Origin of the sequence: Lentzea sp. NPDC058436, assembly GCF_042721515.1 — a bacterium.
Lineage (GTDB): Bacteria > Actinomycetota > Actinomycetes > Mycobacteriales > Pseudonocardiaceae > Lentzea.
This window is the reverse complement of the sequence record NZ_JBHXLF010000001.1, coordinates 1,099,653-1,116,797: the sequence shown is the minus strand read 5'-3', so window position 1 is coordinate 1,116,797 and position 17,145 is coordinate 1,099,653. Positions and strand designations below refer to the sequence as shown.

General features: G+C 69.4%; 11 protein-coding genes. 5 read left to right on the top strand and 6 right to left on the bottom strand.

Going from position 1 to position 17,145, the window contains the following annotated elements; all coding sequences use genetic code 11:
- Positions 1-58 precede the first annotated feature (58 nt).
- From ACFWN2_RS04375 to ACFWN2_RS04360, 4 genes are read right to left on the bottom strand one after another with little or no spacing between them, the layout of a single operon-like run.
- Entirely contained in the window at positions 59-1,069 is a 1,011-nt protein-coding gene (locus ACFWN2_RS04375; protein ID WP_382424845.1) for a 3-oxoacyl-ACP synthase III family protein, read from the bottom strand.
- 13 nt (positions 1,070-1,082) lie between these two features.
- A complete protein-coding gene (locus tag ACFWN2_RS04370; RefSeq protein ID WP_382424844.1) occupies positions 1,083-3,149 on the bottom strand; it encodes a 2-oxo acid dehydrogenase subunit E2 in 2,067 nt (688 codons plus the stop codon).
- Complete coding sequence (locus tag ACFWN2_RS04365) at positions 3,146-3,376, bottom strand: acyl carrier protein (protein ID WP_382424843.1); 231 nt, start codon at positions 3,374-3,376, stop codon at positions 3,146-3,148. Before ACFWN2_RS04365 ends, ACFWN2_RS04370 begins: the two co-directional genes overlap by 4 nt.
- Complete coding sequence (locus ACFWN2_RS04360) at positions 3,373-4,275, bottom strand: thiamine pyrophosphate-dependent dehydrogenase E1 component subunit alpha (RefSeq protein WP_382424842.1); 903 nt, start codon at positions 4,273-4,275, stop codon at positions 3,373-3,375. The genes ACFWN2_RS04365 and ACFWN2_RS04360 overlap by 4 nt, the downstream gene beginning before the upstream one ends.
- Before the next feature lie 247 nt (positions 4,276-4,522).
- On the opposite strand from ACFWN2_RS04360, the gene pabB reads away from it, so the two are divergent.
- The 4 genes from pabB to ACFWN2_RS04340 all read left to right on the top strand — a co-directional run bounded on the left by pabB (position 4,523) and on the right by ACFWN2_RS04340 (position 11,766).
- Entirely contained in the window at positions 4,523-6,628 is a 2,106-nt protein-coding gene (gene pabB / locus ACFWN2_RS04355; RefSeq protein ID WP_382424841.1) for an aminodeoxychorismate synthase, read from the top strand.
- Complete coding sequence (locus ACFWN2_RS04350) at positions 6,625-8,088, top strand: 4-hydroxyphenylacetate 3-hydroxylase family protein (protein WP_382424840.1); 1,464 nt, start codon at positions 6,625-6,627, stop codon at positions 8,086-8,088. Before pabB ends, ACFWN2_RS04350 begins: the two co-directional genes overlap by 4 nt.
- A gap of 217 nt (positions 8,089-8,305) precedes the next feature.
- A complete protein-coding gene (locus ACFWN2_RS04345; RefSeq protein ID WP_382424839.1) occupies positions 8,306-9,985 on the top strand; it encodes an ABC transporter ATP-binding protein in 1,680 nt (559 codons plus the stop codon).
- Positions 9,982-11,766 carry an ABC transporter ATP-binding protein gene (locus ACFWN2_RS04340; RefSeq protein WP_382424838.1) on the top strand — a complete coding sequence of 595 codons (1,785 nt, stop codon included), beginning with the start codon at positions 9,982-9,984 and terminating at the stop codon, positions 11,764-11,766. The genes ACFWN2_RS04345 and ACFWN2_RS04340 overlap by 4 nt, the downstream gene beginning before the upstream one ends.
- 51 nt (positions 11,767-11,817) lie before the next feature.
- Here ACFWN2_RS04340 and ACFWN2_RS04335 read toward each other — a convergent pair whose 3' ends face one another.
- A complete protein-coding gene (locus tag ACFWN2_RS04335; protein WP_382424837.1) occupies positions 11,818-14,313 on the bottom strand; it encodes an excinuclease ABC subunit UvrA in 2,496 nt (831 codons plus the stop codon).
- Between the two features lie 75 nt (positions 14,314-14,388).
- A complete protein-coding gene (locus ACFWN2_RS04330; RefSeq protein WP_382424836.1) occupies positions 14,389-16,161 on the bottom strand; it encodes a CocE/NonD family hydrolase in 1,773 nt (590 codons plus the stop codon).
- Between the two features lie 143 nt (positions 16,162-16,304).
- Between ACFWN2_RS04330 and ACFWN2_RS04325 the strand changes: the two genes are divergently transcribed.
- A complete protein-coding gene (locus tag ACFWN2_RS04325) occupies positions 16,305-17,036 on the top strand; it encodes a methyltransferase domain-containing protein (RefSeq protein WP_382424835.1) in 732 nt (243 codons plus the stop codon).
- Positions 17,037-17,145: the final 109 nt, after the last annotated feature.

The following is a 17,145-nucleotide window of genomic DNA, read 5'->3' as shown; positions in this document are numbered from 1 at the left end:
CAATAAATCGGGCGGGCCCCTCGATGACGAGGGGCCCGCCCGATTTCACGTGGTGAGGTCAGCGTTCGAGAATCGCACTCGCCCAGTGCATCCCGCGCCCGTTGGCGGCCAGGCACACGAGGTCGCCGGGCCGCGCCTCACCCGAGTCGTGCAGCCACGACAGCGCGAACAGGTGGTCGGCGGCGCCGAAGTGGCCGTGCTCGACGGCCAGCCGGTGGTTGGTGCGGCCGAGAGGCACACCGACGAGATCGGCCTGCGCCGTCAGCACACGGGTGTTGTCGTTGAGCAGGAACAGCCAACCGAGGTCCTCCTCCACCCGTCCCACGCGCTTGCACACGCGGTGGACCGACCGGGCCGTGCGGTTGTCGATCTCGTCGGCGAAGTCGCCGACCTTGGCCGAGTCGTAGCCGAAATACTCCATGACGTCCCAGGCGTCCCGTGCCCGCGGTGTTCCGGCCCCCTCCGCGAACGGCGCGGCGGCACCCCCCAGGTCCATGCGGAAGAAGTCGGCGTACCGGCCGTCCGACTCGGCGTGGGAGGCACGCCAGCGGAAGGTGTCCGCGCCGCGCACGGCGACCGCGGCGACGGCACCGTCGGAGAACAGCAGCGAGTGCGTGTCCATCCGGTTCCAATATGCGTCCGCGGTCCGGTTCGCACCGATCACGACGGCGACGCGGTGCTCGGGACGGGTGGCGAAGCGGCCGGCGAGGGTGTCGAGAGCGGTCACCCCGCCGACGCACCCCTGGTCGACCAGCACCGCCTCCGCGCGCCGCGCGCCCAAGCGCGCCTGCACCGCCGCCGCGGCGTCCCAGTACAGGTACTCCGCCAGATCCGTGAGCGCCAGCACCAACAGGTCCACTTCGGACGGTGCAATGCCGGCCGCCGACAACGCATTCGCCGCCGCCTCCGCGGCGAGATCGGTGACCCCGACGCCATCGGGCGCGAGGTGCAGGTAGTCGTAGCCGTAACCGAGCACGCGCTCGACGTCCTCGGTGTGGTCGGCGATGACGTCTTTGACCGCCACCCTCTCGCCGAGCGAGCTGCCGAACGCGACCAAGCCGTAGTCCACGGTCACTCCCCGTTCACTCGACGAGCTTGTCCAGGCGCTGCGGGTCGCTGAGCGACTCCGCGACCGCCCGGAGGAACGCGGCCGCGTCACGGCCGTTGACCACCCGGTGGTCGTAGGCCAGCCCGAGGGTCACCACACTGCGCTGCACCGGCACACCGCCCTCGATCGCCACGCTCGCGCGGGGGCCGCTGACCGACACCATGCAGACCTGGGGCCACATCACGATGGGCTGGACGAACAGGACGCCCTCGTCGAGGTTGAGCGAGACGGTGATGGTGCCGCCGTCGAGCTCGCCGGCGGTGAACTCGCTCCGCCAGGCCTTCATCCGCAGCTCCATCAGGTCGTCCGCGATGTCGGCGATCGACCGTTGGCCGCAGTCGCGGACGACGGGGGTGTAGAGGCCGTTGCCCACGTCCATCGTCACGGCCACGTGGGGCGCGTCCGGCAGGCTGACCACGTGGTCACCGGCCAGGGTGCCGAAGAGGTGGGCGAAGTCGGGGTGCGCGCCGGCGACGGCCTTGACGACCGCCTCCGGGAGGCCGACCTGGGCGCCGCTGTCGTCGGAGAACCGGCGCAGCCGGTCGGTGAGCGCGTCGACCGCGACCTCGACGGCGGTGAACGCCGCCGGGACCTCGCGGTGGGCGCGGGTGACGACGGCCGCGGTCCCGCGCTGTGCCTTGCTCAGCACGTGGGTCCTGGCGTCTGCCAGTGCCGCGGCGGGTTCGGCCGCAACGGTGGTAAGACCCGCGACATCGGTAGGACTCGCGGTGCCGGCAGCGGCCGGCGGCGTGTCGGCGGACATCACCTCCGCCAGGACGGCACCGACGCCGACCTCGGTGTTCTCCTGGGCCAGCAGTCTCACGCGCCCTGTCACGCCCGCCTCGACGACCTCCACCGCCTTGGACGTCTCCAGCTCCACGAGCGGCGTGTCCGGCTCGACCTCCTCACCGTCCTCCACGAGCCAGGCCAGCACGAGGTAGGCCTCGTCGTTGTTGTTGAGCTTCGGTGCGGTGATGGTCGTCGCCGGTCGTGCGAGGTCGCTGGACGCAGCGGCCGGCTTCTCTGCGACGTGCGTGCGAACGGGCGCCCGGAGCGCTTCGAGGACACCGCTCACGATGTCGTGCTCGCCGAGCAGGACCTGCTCCTCGAGGTGCCGGGACGACGGGATGATCGAGTCCTTTGAGGACAGTCTCAGCACCGGCGCGGTCAGGTCGTGCCAGAGCCTTTCATGCAGCTGTGCGGCCACTTCCGCGCCCCACGTGCCCCCTGCGGTGCTCTCCTCGGCCACCGCCACCAGCCGCGGCTCCCGCAGCAGTGGCAGGACGTCGTCGAGGTCGAGCGGGTGCAGCCTGCCCGGGACGAGCAGGTGCAGATGCACCCCTTGCTCCAGCAGCGTGCGTGCGGCGGCGAGAGCGCGGTGGGCGACGCCACCAGGGCATAGCAGCACGACGTCCGCCGGTCCCGGACCCGTGACGTGGGCCCAGCCCGGTGAGGCGCCGGTCGTCTTCACCTCGAAGAGGTCGTCGCCGGTGAACATCCGCCGCGTGTAGAGGACCTTGTCCTCGAAGAGCACGGCGGGACCGTCGTCCAGCGCGTGCGTCAGCAGGACGTGCGGGTCGTGGAACGGAGTGGTCTCGTACAAGGCCAGGTTGGGGATGCCGAGGAAGTGCTTCTGCACGCTTTGGCTGTGAGTGGGCCCGTACCCGCGCCCACCCCCGACCGGGCACCGCAGCACCACCCGCATCGGCACGACGTGGCCGTACATGGTGACGGACTTGGAGATCAGGTTGAGCACCTGGTCGAACATCAGCGCGGCGAAGTCGCCGAACATCACCTCCAGCACCACCTCGCCGCCCGCCAGCGCAAGCCCGGCGGAGACGCCGGCGATGCCGGCCTCGCTCAGCGGTGTGCTCAGCACGCGGCCGGGGTGGGCGGTGGACAGGCCTCTGGTGACCTTGAAGGCGCCGCCGTAGGGGTCGAGGACGTCCTCGCCCAGCAGGTGCAGGCCGGGGCGTTCGGCGAACAACCGGTGCAGCGCCTGGTTGAGCGCTTCGACGACCCGCGGTTCGGGCGCGGTCACACCTGCACCCCCTTCTCCGCGAGAACGTCGTGCAGGTGGCGCACCGAACGGCAGGTTCTCGCCTCCCGGGCGGTCAGCTTGACGCCGTACTCGCGTTCGACGCGCATGACGAGCTCGACGTGCCGCAGGCTCGTCCACGCCGCTGACGTCGCCGTTCCGGTGTCCCAGTCCACCTCGGCCGACGGCACCCGCAGCACGTCGGCGACCAGGGAGATCAGTGCGGTCATCGGGCGGCTCCCGTCAGGGCTGCCCAGCTGGCGGCAGGACGGGAGCGCACCTGGTCCACGACCCGCTCGACCTCGGCGCGTTCCCTGTCGTCGATGGCGCGGAAGCGCTGCCCGAGCCCGGCGGCGAGCCGCTCGTACCAGTCGTCCTGTCGCAGGGCCTCGATCTCGTCCGCGGTGCGGGTGTCGTCACCTTTGCTGTGCGGTCCGAGCCGGTTGACCGCGAACTGCACGACAGCGGGACGGTGTTCGTGGCGGACCCGCTCGACCACGGGCCGCACCAACGCCCTGACCTCGTCCACGTCCTGGGAGGTCACCTCGGTGAAGTCGATGCCGAACGCCGCGGCGCGGGCACCGATCGTGCCGGCGAGCTGGAGCTCGGTCGGCGTGGACTGGGCGATCCCGTTGTGCTCCACCAGGACCAGGACGGGCACCTGCCACAGCGCCGCCATGTTGAGCCCCTCGTACACCGCTCCCTCACCCCAGGTGCCGTCACCGATGAACGCGGCGGCGACCCGCTGTTGCCCGGACTGCTTGAAGCGCAACGCGATGCCGACCGCCAGAGGCACGCTCTGCCCCTGCACTCCGGTGGAGAGGAAACCGTCGCGGTGGACGTGCTGGCTGCCGCCGACACCCGAGCAGACGGCACCTTCACGTCCCATGATCTCGGCGAGCAGGCCCTCAGGGTCGCGGTAGCGGGCGAGGTAGTGCCCGTGTCCGCGGTGGTTGCTCAGCACGAAGTCGTCGTGCAGCAGCGGGGCGAGGGCGACCGGAACGTGCTCCTGGCCGAGGCACGTGTGCGTGGTGCCGTTCAGCTCACCCGCGCCGAACATGCGCAGCAAAGCCGACTCGAAATGCCTGATCCCGATCAGCGACGCCAGGTCCTCATCAGAAATAGACACCCGTCCCCCATTGATCGGCGGTCATGCCTTCACCACTCCTCAAATGCGCAGAGAATTGCAACAACACAGTGCGCACCCGACCCTAACGGAGCTGGTTCTCACCTCGGTCTCCGCCTGGTTCCGCACTCTTGACCTGCTCTCACGCCGGTATCCACACATTGACCGGCCTCGTCGAAGCGCCATTTACTGACAATGTGCCGACGCCGCTCGGTGCCACATCGCGCCGTGGTCGACAATGGGGAGATGCATGCGCACACTGCTCATCGACAACCATGACTCGTACACCTACAACCTGTTCCAGCTCATGGCAGGGGTGTTCGAGAAGTCGCCGGTGGTGCTGACCAACGACGACCCCCGCCTCGGCGCGCTGGAGGTCGAGGACTTCGACGCCGTCGTCGTCTCCCCCGGACCGGGACACCCAGGAAGGGCCCGGGACCTCGGCGCCGCCCGCGCGGTCATCGAGAACACGACAGTCCCGCTGCTCGGCGTCTGCCTCGGCCACCAGGCCATCGGGCTGCTCGCGGGAGCGGAGGTGGTCGAAGCCCCTGCCCCGAGGCACGGGCACCTCACGAGGGTGCGCCACCTCGGTGAGGACCTGTTCGACGGCGTGCCGCAGGAGTTCGTGGCGGTCCGCTACCACTCGTTGTGCGTGCCCGCCGAGGGCCTCCCGCCCGACATCGTGGCCACCGCCTGGGCGGAAGACGGTGTGCTCATGGGGCTGAGGCACCGCACACGGCCGTTGTGGGGCGTGCAGTTCCACCCCGAGTCGATCTCCTCGGAGCACGGCGCGCGGATCGTGGAGAACTTCGGCCGGCTCGCGGGCAAGGTCTCCGCCGAACGCGGCCGTGGCGTGGCACGCTCCGCGCCCACGCCGATCACCGTCGAGCGGCCCCTGCCCTCCCCGGAGCTCGCGAAGCCGCAACGCGGCTGGCGGGCGGCGCACCGGCAACTGGACCGCGAGGTGGACACCGAAGCGGCGTTCGTCGCCCTGTTCGCCGACCGACGGCACGCGTTCTGGCTGGACAGCAGCCGCGTGGACGCCGGCTTGTCGCGGTTCTCGTTCCTGGGCGCCCCGGACGGTCCCGACGGCGAGGTGCTGACCTACCGGCTCGGGACGGGTCTGTCGGTGCTCACCGCCGACGGGACCACGACGGTCGAGACTTCGGTGTTCGACGCACTGCGCGAGCGCCTCACCGAGCCCCTGCTCGACCCGCCCGACGTCCCGTTCGACCTCGTGGGCGGTTACGTCGGATACCTGGGCTACGAGCTCAAGGCAGAGCTGGGCTCCCCCAACCGGCACACTGCCGACACCCCCGACGCGATGTGGTTGTCAGCGACCCGGCTCGTCGTCGTCGACCACGAGCAGCACACGACCCACCTGCTCGCCCTCACCCGCTCCGGCGAGGACGTCGAGACCTGGCTGGACGAAACCGGACAGGTGCTCGACCGGCTCGGACCCCTCGGCGGCGACCACGACGACGCGGGCCTCGACCCGGAGGCGGGCCTGCTGCGCGAGCGCGACGGCTACCTCGCCGACATCGACGAGTGCCGACGGCAGCTGCACGCGGGCGAGAGCTACGAGATCTGCCTGACCACGCAGAGCCGACTGGAGGCACCCGACGCGGATCCGCTGCGCCTCTACCTCGCGCAGCGCCGTGCCAACCCCGCCCCGTACGCGGCCTTCCTGCGACTGGGTGACATGTCGGTGCTGTGCTCCTCACCGGAGCGGTTCCTGCGCGTCGGCCGTGACGGCACCGTCGAGGCCAAACCCATCAAGGGCACCACGTCCCGCGATCCGGATCCCGTGCGCGACGAAGAGCACCGCGCCCGGTTGACCAGCGATCCCAAGGTCTTTGCCGAGAACCTCATGATCGTCGACCTGCTGCGCAACGACCTCGGACGGGTGTGCGAGGTGGGTTCGGTGCACGTGCCGCGGTTCATGGCGGTGGAGAGCTACACGACGGTGCACCAGCTCGTGTCCACCGTGCGCGGGAGGCTGAACCCGGACGTCGACCTGATCGACTGCGTGCGGGCGTGCTTCCCCGGCGGCTCGATGACCGGGGCACCCAAGCTCCGGACGATGGAGATCATCGACCAGCTGGAGGTCACCGCCCGCGGTGTCTACTCCGGTGCGCTCGGATTCCTCTCCCTCACCGGTACGGCCGACCTGAACATCGTGATCAGAACAGCGGTGGCGCACGCGGGAACGCTCACCGTCGGAGCCGGCGGCGCGATCGTCCTCGACTCCGTGCCCGACGAGGAGTTCGAGGAGATGTTACTCAAGGCGCGGACCCCGTTGCGCGGCCTCGCCGGACAGATTCCCGCGACCGACTTCCGGAGGACGACGACGTGACGAGGACCGGCAAGGACTACCTCCAGGCCTTGAGGGACGGCCGCGAGATCTGGCTAGACGGCGAGCGAGTGGACGACCTCACCACGCACCCCGCGTTCCGGAGGTCGGTCCGCTCCATCGCTGACCTGTACGACATGACGCACGAACCCGTGCACTCCGACGCCCTGACCGTTGCCCTGCCTGGGTTCGACGAACCGGTGTCTCGCGCGTACCAGATCCCGCGCACGCGCGATGAACTGCGCGCCAAGGGAAAGGCCTTCAAAAGGTGGTCGGAGGCCAGCTTCGGCTTCTTCGGCCGCTCGCCGGACTACATGGCCTCCGCGGTCGCGGGCTTCGCCGCCGCTCCCGGCATCCTCGAGGGTGCGTCGTTCGACGGCTCGGCCAACATCCTCGCGCACTGGCGGCGGATGGCGGAAGGCGACCTGTACCAGGCGCACACCCTGGTGAATCCCCAAGTCGATCGCACGAAGGCGCCGTCGGAGCAGGAGGAGGACGACCTCTACCTGCGCGTGGTGCGGGAGCGTGACGACGGGATCGTCGTGCGCGGCGCGAAGATGATCGGCACCGCGGCGGCGTTCGGCGACGAGATCTTCGTGGGCGTCACGCAGCGCATGGCGCCGTCCGAGGCGGACTACGCCCTGAGCTTCTCGGTGCCGGTGTCCTCGCCGGGCGTGCGGTTCATCAGCCGCGCGTCCTACGAGGCCAAGGCAAGCAGCGTGTTCGACTACCCGCTGTCCTCTCGTTTCGACGAGAACGACGCGCTTGTGGTGTACGACAACGTCTTTGTGCCGTGGGAGCGGGTGTTCGCCTACCGCGACCCCGAAGTGTGCCACCTCCAGTTCTGGAAGACGCCGGCGTTCCTGTCGTTCATCCACCACGGCGCCACCAGGTTCTGGACCAAGCTCGAGTTCCTGACCGGTGTCGCGATCCTCATCGCTCGCGCGAACAACACCTACGACCTGCCTCCCGTGCGGATGCAGATCGGGAAGCTCCTGGCGTGGCTCAACACCGCCAAGGCGCTCGTCGTGGCGATGGAGGAGAACTGCGAACCCGTTCCGGGCGGCGAGGGCGTGATGCCCAACCGCGAGATCGCGCACGCCCAGCTCGCCACCGGCCCGGAGCTGTATCCCAAGGTGCTCAACGAGATCAAGCTGCTGGCCGGTGGCGGGCTCATCCAGCTGCCGTCCTCCTACCGCGATCTGCTGCAGCCGGAGGTCGCGGGTCTGCTCGGCAAGTACGTGCGTTCGCCGGGGTACGACTCGGAGCGTCGCATCAAGCTGTTCAAGCTCGCGTGGGACGCGCTGGGCAGTGAGTTCGCCGGGCGGCACGACCAGTACGAGCGCTTCTACCACGGTTCACCGCACGTCTACCTGCCCGCCATCGTGCGCGAGAGCGATACCGAAGCGTGCGCGGCGTTGGCCGGCAAGTGCCTGGACAGCTATGACCTCGTCGAACGGTGAAACGGTCATGCGGGCAGTAATCGGTTGATAACGGACCGCTATAGTCCGAATGATCAAACCCACCACGTACTGACGGGACACCCATGTTTCCACCAACACCGCTCCACCACGCCGCAGGCGCCGTGAGGGGAACGGGGCTGTGAAGTCGGCGTCCCCCACGACGCCATGGCGCCTTCTGCGCTCATACCTGGGGCCGCAGCGCGGAAGCGTTCTGGCCATGGCGTTGCTGCTGGTCACCTCGATCACCCTGGAGATAGCCGAACCGCTCATCGTCGCGCGGTTCATCGAGTCGATCCAACTGGGCTCCGCGGAGCGGACCCTCATCACCATCGCACTGATCTTCCTCGGGGTCGCGGCGGTGCGTCAGATCACGAGGGTCATCGCCGCCTACGCGAGCGAACGCGTGTCGTGGACGGCCACCAACGCGGTGAGAGAAGACCTCTCCGCGCACGTCCTCGACCTGGACCTGACCTTCCACGAGTCGCGCTCGCCCGGGGAGCTGATCGAGCGCATCGACGGTGACGTGAACCAGGTCGCCGAGTTCTTCTCCAGCCTGATCGTCCAACTGGTCGGCAACGCGCTGCTGGTGCTGGGCCTCATCATCGCGATGACGGTCGTCGACTGGCGCATCGGCCTCACCTTCGCCGCGATCAACGTCGTCGGGTTCTTCCTGCTGAGCAAGGTGACTGCGAAGGCCACCGCGAAGTGGGAGGACGACAGGGAGCAGAGCGCGCAGCTGATCGGCTACGTCAGCGAGTCGATCCGCGCGACGGAGGACCTCCGGTCGTCGGCGGCGACGCAGCACGCCATGAACCGGTTCCACCGGCGGTTGCGCTCGTGGCTGCCGGTCAAGGTCCGGGCCGAGGCGTGGAGCAGCACGATCTGGATCGTGATGTCGCTGGTGTTCACCGCCAGCACCGCGTTCGCGTTCGGTTATGGCGGCTTCTTCTACCAGAACGGCGAAATCTCGCTGGCGAACACGTACCTCGTGGTCGCCTTCGCCACCATGCTCAACACCCCGATCGAGGTCCTGCGCGAACAGGTGCAGGGCTTGCAACAGGCCAAGGCGGCGATCCGGCGCATCTCCGAGATGTTCGGGTTCTCCTCCAAGCTCACCGACGGCGAGAAAGCGCTTCCCGCCGGCCCGCTGTCGGTCGAGTTCGACCACGTCGGGTTCGAGTACACCGGCACCGGCGACGACGGGGAGGTGGAACGCAAGAAGGTGCTCGACGACCTGTCGTTCCGCCTGGAGCCGGGCACCACGCTGGGCCTGGTGGGCCGCACGGGCGCGGGCAAGAGCACGATCGCCCACCTGTTGTTCAGGATGTACGACCCGGTGCACGGCAAGGTCCTGCTCGACGGGATGGACGCGCGGTCGTTGTCGCTGTCGTCGCTGCGGTCGCAGTGCGGGTTCGTGACGCAGGACGTGCACGTGTTCGAGGCGACGCTGCGGGAGAACCTGACGTTCTTCGATCCCGCGGTGCCGGACGAACGTCTGCTGGAGATCCTGGAGGCGCTGGAACTCCGGTCGTGGCTGGACGGCCTGCCGGACGGGCTGTCGTCACCGATCTCACCGAAGGCCCTGTCGTCAGGACAGGCACAACTGATCAACCTGGCCCGCGTGTTCCTCAAGGACCCCGGGCTGGTGATCCTGGACGAACCGTCGAGCAAGCTCGACCTGGCCACGGAGGCGATGGTGGAGCGGGCGCTGGACCGGCTGCTCGCCGGGAGGACGGTGATCATCATCGCGCACCGGCTGGACACCATCCGGAGGGCGGACCAGGTGCTGGTGCTCGACCGGGGGACGGTCCTGGAGCGGGGCGCGACGCTCGACCTGCTCGCCGATCCCGCGTCGCACCTGGCCGCGCTGCACCGCGTCGGGGAGGTGACCAGGTGAGCACCAAGACCGACGAGACGAAGACGACGGCTCCACCGACCCTCAAGTTCCTCGCACGGTTGATCGCCTACAGCCCTTGGCGCTACCTGCTGGCCGCGCTCGGGTGGATGGTGTTCCACCTCTGGCCGCTGCTGCCCGGACTGCTGGGCAAGGCGCTGTTCGACGTCCTCGAGGGCCGCGCCGCGCTCGGCTTCACGGTGTGGACGGTCGTCGCGATCGTGGTGGCGGCGGGTCTCGCGCGCAGCGTGGCGATCCTCGGAGCCACCGTCGCCTGGGCCGGCTGGTACCTGCGGGCGCGGGGCCTCGTGCAGCACAACATGTTGCACCGCATCTTCCGCCGTCCGGGGGCCAGTGCGACCTCGGGCTCGGTGGGCGAGACGGTGTCGACGGTGCGCGACGACAGCGACGCCATCGCGATGATGGGCGGCTGGGGCTTCGACATGCTGTCGGCGCTGATCTTCGCGGGTGGCGGGCTGATCATCCTGCTGTCCGTGGACGTTCAGATCACGCTGGTGGTCATGGTGCCGCTGGCGCTCGTGCTCGCCCTGGCCCAGCTGGCCCGCGCCAAGGCGTACAAGATCCGCGAGCAGAGCCGTGCCGCCACCGCGCAGGTGACCGGCACGATCGGCGAGATCGTCGTCGCCGTGCGCGGGATCAAGGCCGCGCACAAGGAACAGCAGGTCGTCGCCCGGCTGCGGGAGCACAACGCCCTGCGCAAGCGCGCGATGATCCGGGACAAGGTGCAGAGCCTCGCACTGGACTCGGTGTTCAACTCGACGGCGAGCCTCGGCGCCGGGTTGACGCTGCTGTTCGCCGCCGGGCAGATGCGCACCGGCGAGTTCACCATCGGTGACTTCGTGCTGTTCTCCACCTACCTGATGCAGGTGTCGGACTACACCGGATTCATGGGCTACCTGGTGCGCACGTACCAGCAGTCCGGGGTTGCGTTCTCCCGTGCGGTGTCACTGCTGCGGGGCGCACCCCCGATGAGCCTGGTCGACCGCGCCGAGCTGCACCTGCGCGAGGACCCGCCACCGACGCCTCCTCCGGCGCCGGTCCAGGAACCGTTCCGGTCCCTGGAGGTCCGGTCGCTCAGCCACGTGTTCCCCGAGTCGGCCCAAGGTGTTCGGGACGTCTCGCTCGAGCTCCGGGCGGGCACGGTCACCGTGGTGACCGGCGAGGTCGGGTCGGGCAAGACGACGCTGCTGCGGGCGGTCCTCGGCCTGTACGAACGGCAGGACGGCGAGGTGCTGTGGAACGGCCAGGACGTCGGATCCCCCGGCGACTTCTTCGTCCCGCCTCGGGTGGCGTACACGCCGCAGAACCCGGCGCTGCTGTCGGGGACGATCCGGGAGAACGTCCTGCTGGGCCTGCCTGATGACGGCAGGCTCGAACGCGCAGTGCACACGGCCGTGATGGAACCGGACCTCGAGCAGTTCGACGAGGGCCTGGAGACCGAGATCGGTGTGCGGGGCGTGCGGTTGTCCGGTGGGCAGATCCAGCGGACAGCGGCGGCCCGCATGTTCGCCCGCGAGCCCGAACTGCTCGTGATGGACGACCTGTCGAGCGCTCTCGACGTCGAGACCGAACGGGAGCTGTGGCAGCGCGTCTTCGCCACGGGTGCGACCTGCCTGGCGGTGTCGCACCGGCCCGCGGTCATGGAGAGGGCCGACCAGGTGCTGCTGATGAAGAACGGCCGGATCGAGGCCCGCGGCACGTTCGCCGAGTTGCTGGCCGAATCTCCGGACCTGCGTTCGCGCTACGGGCGGCGCCAGGAGTGAAGCCGACCGGCTGGGTGGGCCCGGACGTATTGCGGGCCCACCCACCCGGTGCTACTCAGGCAGGTCCAGCATCGGCCGGTCCTCCGCGATGCGCCGCAGATAGCCCGCGGTCGAGCTGTCCGCGCCACGCACCTGTTCCACCGTGCCCTCGGCGACAACACGGCCACCGGCGCCACCCGCACCGGGCCCCATGTCGACTAGCCAGTCGGCCGCGGCTGCGACGTGCAGGTCGTGCTCGGCGAGGACGACCGTGCTCCCCGCGTCCAGCAACAGGTCGAACGCGTCCACCATGCGCTGCACGTCCGCAGGGTGCAGGCCGGACACCGGTTCGTCCAGCACGATCAGCCCCGGCGAGCGGCCCGTGCTGCCGCGGTGGATCGCCGTCGCCAGCTTCAGCCGTTGCGCCTCACCGCCGGAGAGCTCGGTCGCGCTCTGCCCGAGCTGCAGGTAGCCCAGTCCGACCTCGCGCAACGCCGTGAGAACGCCGGCGAGCGCCGCCGGAGCGGTGAAGTGCTCCGCCGCTTCCTCCACCGTCATGGCCAGCACGTCGTCGATCGTCAGGTCGCGGTAGGTGACCTCGAGGACCTCGGGCTTGAACCGCTTGCCGTCGCACGTCTCACAGATCACCCACACGTCCGGCAGGAAGTGCATGTTGACCAGTCGCCGGCCGTAGCCGGTGCAGTCCTCGCACCGCCCGCCCGCAGCGTTGAACGAGAACGCAGACGCCTTGAGTCCGCGTTCCTTCGCACCCGCGGTACCGGCGAACAGCGTGCGGATGTGGTCGAACGCCTTGGTGTACGTGGCCGGGTTGGAACGAGGAGTCCGGCCGATCGGCTCCTGGTCGACCACGGCGACCCAGGAGATCCCCGCGGGGTCCACCTCCCGGACGGCGTCGCACGACTCCCCCGCCAACGCCGCGCGCATCCCCTCACCCAGCGCCTCGTGCAGCAAGCTGGACTTGCCGCTGCCGCTGACGCCGGTGAAGCACGTCAGGCGGCCCAGCGGGATGCGCACCTCCTCGACGTCGACGTTGTGCACCTTGACTCCGCGCAGCGACAACCACCGCGTCGACGAGTCCACCGGCCTCGCCGCACGGGACACCCGCTGTCCGGGACCGCGCAGGAAGCGACCGGTGACCGACTCGGGCGTCGCCGCGATCTCGGCGGGCGTGCCGGCCGCGACCAGGTTGCCACCGAGCCGGCCCGCACCGGGACCGATGTCCACCACCCAGTCCGCGCGGGAGACCAGTTCCGGGTCGTGCTCCACCAGCAGGACCGTGTTGCCCGCGTCGCGCAGTTCCGCGGTGATGTCCACCAGATGGCTCTTGTCTGCCGGGTGCAGTCCGGCGCCTGGCTCGTCCAGGACGAACAGCATGCCCGCCAGATCCGTGCCGAGCTGCGCCGCGAGTCGCGTGCGCTGGAGCTCACCGCCGGACAACGACGTCGCGCTGCGGCCGAGCTGGACGTGTGCCAGGCCGAGCCTGTCGAGGAGCCGCAGCCGCTTGTCCAACTCCTGCAGCAGAGGGCCGCCCACCTCGCGCTGCGCCGCGTCGAGCTGCGCGGGCAGTTCCGCCGACCAGCGCCGCACGTCGCGGATCTCGTGGTCGACGACCTGGTCGTAGGTCATGGCGCCGAGCCTGATGCCGTGCGCGGCCTCGCCCATGCCATCGCCACCGCACGTCGTGCACGGCAGCAGCTTCATGTACTTGGCATAGCGCTGCTTGGCCGACTCGGTGCCCGCGGCGCCGTAGAGCCGTTCGATCTCCGCGAGCGCACCCCGCATCGGCTGCTTCCAGGAGAACGTGACTTCCGAGTCCTCCTTGCGCATCGCGACGGTCGCGCTCGTCTCGATCACCTCGTCACCGGTGCCGTGCAACACCTCGTGCCGGAACGACTCGGGCAGTTCCAGCCACGGCAGCTTCAGGTTCACGCCGCGCTTGACCGCGAGTGCCGGCACCGCCACCTGCTCGTTGGAGCGCCACTTCTCGAACCACGGCGAGGCGCCCTCGGTCAGCGGAAGCTCCGGCTTGGTGATGATGAGTTCCTGGGCGGCGCGCAGCAGCCCGCCCATCCCGTGACAGCCCGGGCAACGGCCCTCCGGTGAGTACCGGTCGAAGTGCGCGGCGGTGAGTTCCGCGGCCGCAGGGTCGGAGAGGCCCGGCAGCCGGGAGAACAGCAGGCCGAGGTAGCCGTCCACGCCGGTCAGGGTGGCCACCGTCGACCGCGGGTTGCGGTTGAGCTTGCGCTGGTCCACCGCCAGGGTGGCTCCCAGGCCGGTGATGCGGTCCACCTTCGGGCGGTCCCGCACACTGATGTACTGCCGCACGAACGGCGAAAGGCCTTCCAGATAACGCAGTTGCGCCTCGGCGTGGATCGTGTCGATCGCCAGCGACGTCTTGCCGCTGCCGCTGACACCCGTGAAAGCCACGACGAGTCCACGGGGAATGCGCAGTGACACCCCTTTCAGGTTGTGCGTGCGGGCGCCGCGGATCTCGACAAAGCCAGCCGGGTGGTTCTGCCAGGGATTCTCGGCGTCGTTGAGGGTCACGTGGGGGTCTCCCGTCCTCGACAGGTGGGTTCTCAAAAGGAATGAACCCAACATATCGGATGGAACCCGACACGCTCACCGATGTGCGGTGACCAGCGGTATGCGAACACTGCTCCTTTCGAGGTCGACCGTGATCCGAGTCCCGCCCGGATAGCGCAATGTGTGCTCACGATCGGTGCCGATCAGCACGATTCCAATCCGATGTCCGGCCGGAACCACGTGATCGGTGGGTTCTGTGCGCCAGTTGAACGAGTAGTACCTCGTCGGGTCGAGGTCGTCTTGCCGGTATTCGGAAACGCGGTTGCGCACGTCCAGCCATCCGCGGCTGAGAATGCGGAACGGGGCTCGTTCGACGACCGGCTCCGTCCTCTGGCGGCACCCGTAGGCATCCTCGGCGGTCACCGGCGCGAAACACCACCGCTGGTCCGTCGTGGTGCGTCCGACGACGCGGTCCGCGTCGCCTAGGTCCACCAGGAGCGCGGTCAGGTAGGGCGCGGGGCCGTCGACGGAGGCACGCACGGTGATGTCCGCACTGCCAGACACCCGAGTGGGCCGCGCCAGCCGCTCGGTGGTGGCCACCTGGATGCCGCCGGCGGTGACGAGGTCCGCGGCGGTGAGCGCCGGGTCGTCCACGAACACGGCGGTGCCGGAACCGGAGATGGCGGTCTCGCGAATGCCGGGGGCGGGCCAGCGCCGGTGGTCCGCCCAGCGGCCGGGTCCGGTCTCGACCGACACCACCGGGCCCCGGTCCCACCCGGTGTCGCGTCCACGCAGGTGGTGGTCGAAGTAGGGTTCGGCCGTGCGGAGCCACTCGGCGCCGCGCACGTCGATGGGGTCGTCGTGCCCGCCCTGGTGCAGCCACATGCGCCGTTCGACACCCGCGCGCTCCAGGGCCTGCCACATCCGGGTGCTGTGCGAGGCGCGGACGTTGTCGTCGTTGAGGCCCGCGACCAGGAACACCGCCGCTTTCAGCTTCCGAAGATCACGCGTGAGGTCGCGGTCGTCCCAGAAGGCGTTGCGATCACCGGAGACATGGTCCATCTCCTGTTCCATGCGCCGGATGTGGCTTTCGCACCGCCTCGGGTCGCTTCCGGTGAGCAGGAGCTTGGCGTGCTGGTCGGCGTCGTCTCCCGCGTACCCGCGAGCCGCGGCGTGCGCGCCGTTGGCCCGGTAGTAGCGGTACCAGTCGGTCACGGCGGCCGAGGCCACGACGGCACGCACCCCAGGCGCACCCGCGACGGCTCCGCCCAGTGCGAGCGACGCTCCGTAGGACAGGCCCACCAGCGCCGACGCGCCGGTCGACCAGTTCGCGGACACCTTCGAGCCGTCCGCGCCCCACGCTGTTCGCCGGCCGTTGAGCCATTCCGCGACCGCCTTGACGGCCTCGCCTTCGGCCTTGCCACCGGTGCTGGGACAACCGCCGGAGTCCCCGGTGCCGAGCGAGGCCATCTCCACCACCGCGTAGCCACGGGGCACGAAGTAGTTGTCGTAGTAGCCGCCGGAGTAGTCGCTCGGACCCCCGCCCACGGGTGGCTGCCACGGCGCCAGCTCCGGTGCCGTCCGCACCTCGGCCGGGTGCGGTGCGACGTCCACCAGCCCCGCCCAGTAGGGATCGGTCTCGATGATCACCGGGACCCGATGGCCGCGTTCGGTGCTGCGCGGGCGGATCACGTAAGCGGCCACGCGGTCGGGTGCGCCGTCACCGTCGGTGTCGGCCGAAGTCTCGACGTGGACCAGCTCGCGGACCGCCTCCGCGTAGTCGCCGGTCTCCCCCTCCCCGCGCGCCGGCACGGAGAAGCTCGCCCCCGCCAGGGAGGCCACCAGGAACGAAACGAGTATTTTCCGCACGACTCTTCCTAGCAATTGTCCAATTGCCACGGCAAGCCGCCCGGCGCTTTTCAATTCCGAGCAGATACCGGATTAAGAGTGCGCGTTGTTACGCTGCAGAACACCACTGGAACCCCTGCACGCGAATAGGAGAGGAAGTTGCCATGGAGAATTACACTCCAAGTTCCTACGGCGACACGATGGCCCCGGTGTTCGACTTCCTCAACGTCGACGAGGAGGAGAACCAGAGGACTGTCGAGTTCCTCTCCTCCGAAGCGGGTGGGCAGCACGTGCTCGAGCCGTGCGTGGGCACCGGGCGCATCGCCATTCCGCTGACCCAGGCCGGCTACTCGGTGCACGGCATCGAGGTCAGTACCGCGATGGCCGAACAGCTGCGCGGCAAACCGGGCGGCGAACTCGTCGAGGTGCTCGTCGGCGACATGCTGAGCACGCAGCCGCCCATGCGGTACGACCTGATCTACCTGCTGCAGAACGGTCTGGGCAACCTGCTGTCCGAGAAGGAGCAGGTGGAGTACCTGCGCCAGACAGTCGGCCAGCTACACCCGGAGGGTCGTCTGGTGCTGGAGTCCTGGGAGCCCGAGCCCGAGCGGTTCGTCGACAACCAGTACGTCGAGACGTCGCTGCTCGACGCGAACTTCGTCGTCCTTTCGGCTGCGCAACTCGATCCCGGCGCACAGGTGATCAGCCAGCAGAGCATCATGATCTCGAACCAGGGCATCCAGCTGTACCCGGTCCGCTTCCGCTACTTCGACGTCGACCAGCTGGACGCGATGGCGACCGAGGCCGGGCTGGTCCTCCGCGACCGCTACTCCGACTGGGACCGCAAGCCGTACAGCGAAAAGGGCCGCAGCATCTCGGTGTACGTCGCCGCTTGATCGGTGTGGGGGGGGGGGGGGGGGGGGCGCCCCCCCCCCCCCCCCCCCCCCCCCCCCCCCCCCCCCCCCCCCCCCCCCCCCCCCCCCCCCCCAGCCACAACACACAACC

Excerpts from the sequence above, each read along its gene's own strand:
- pabB (WP_382424841.1), top strand. The coding sequence starts at position 4,523 with ATGCGCACACTGCTCATCGACAACCATGACTCGTACACCTACAACCTG.
- ACFWN2_RS04365 (WP_382424843.1), bottom strand. The coding sequence starts at position 3,376 with ATGACCGCACTGATCTCCCTGGTCGCCGACGTGCTGCGGGTGCCGTCG.
- ACFWN2_RS04345 (WP_382424839.1), top strand. The coding sequence starts at position 8,306 with ATGGCGTTGCTGCTGGTCACCTCGATCACCCTGGAGATAGCCGAACCG.
- ACFWN2_RS04325 (WP_382424835.1), top strand. The coding sequence starts at position 16,305 with ATGGAGAATTACACTCCAAGTTCCTACGGCGACACGATGGCCCCGGTG.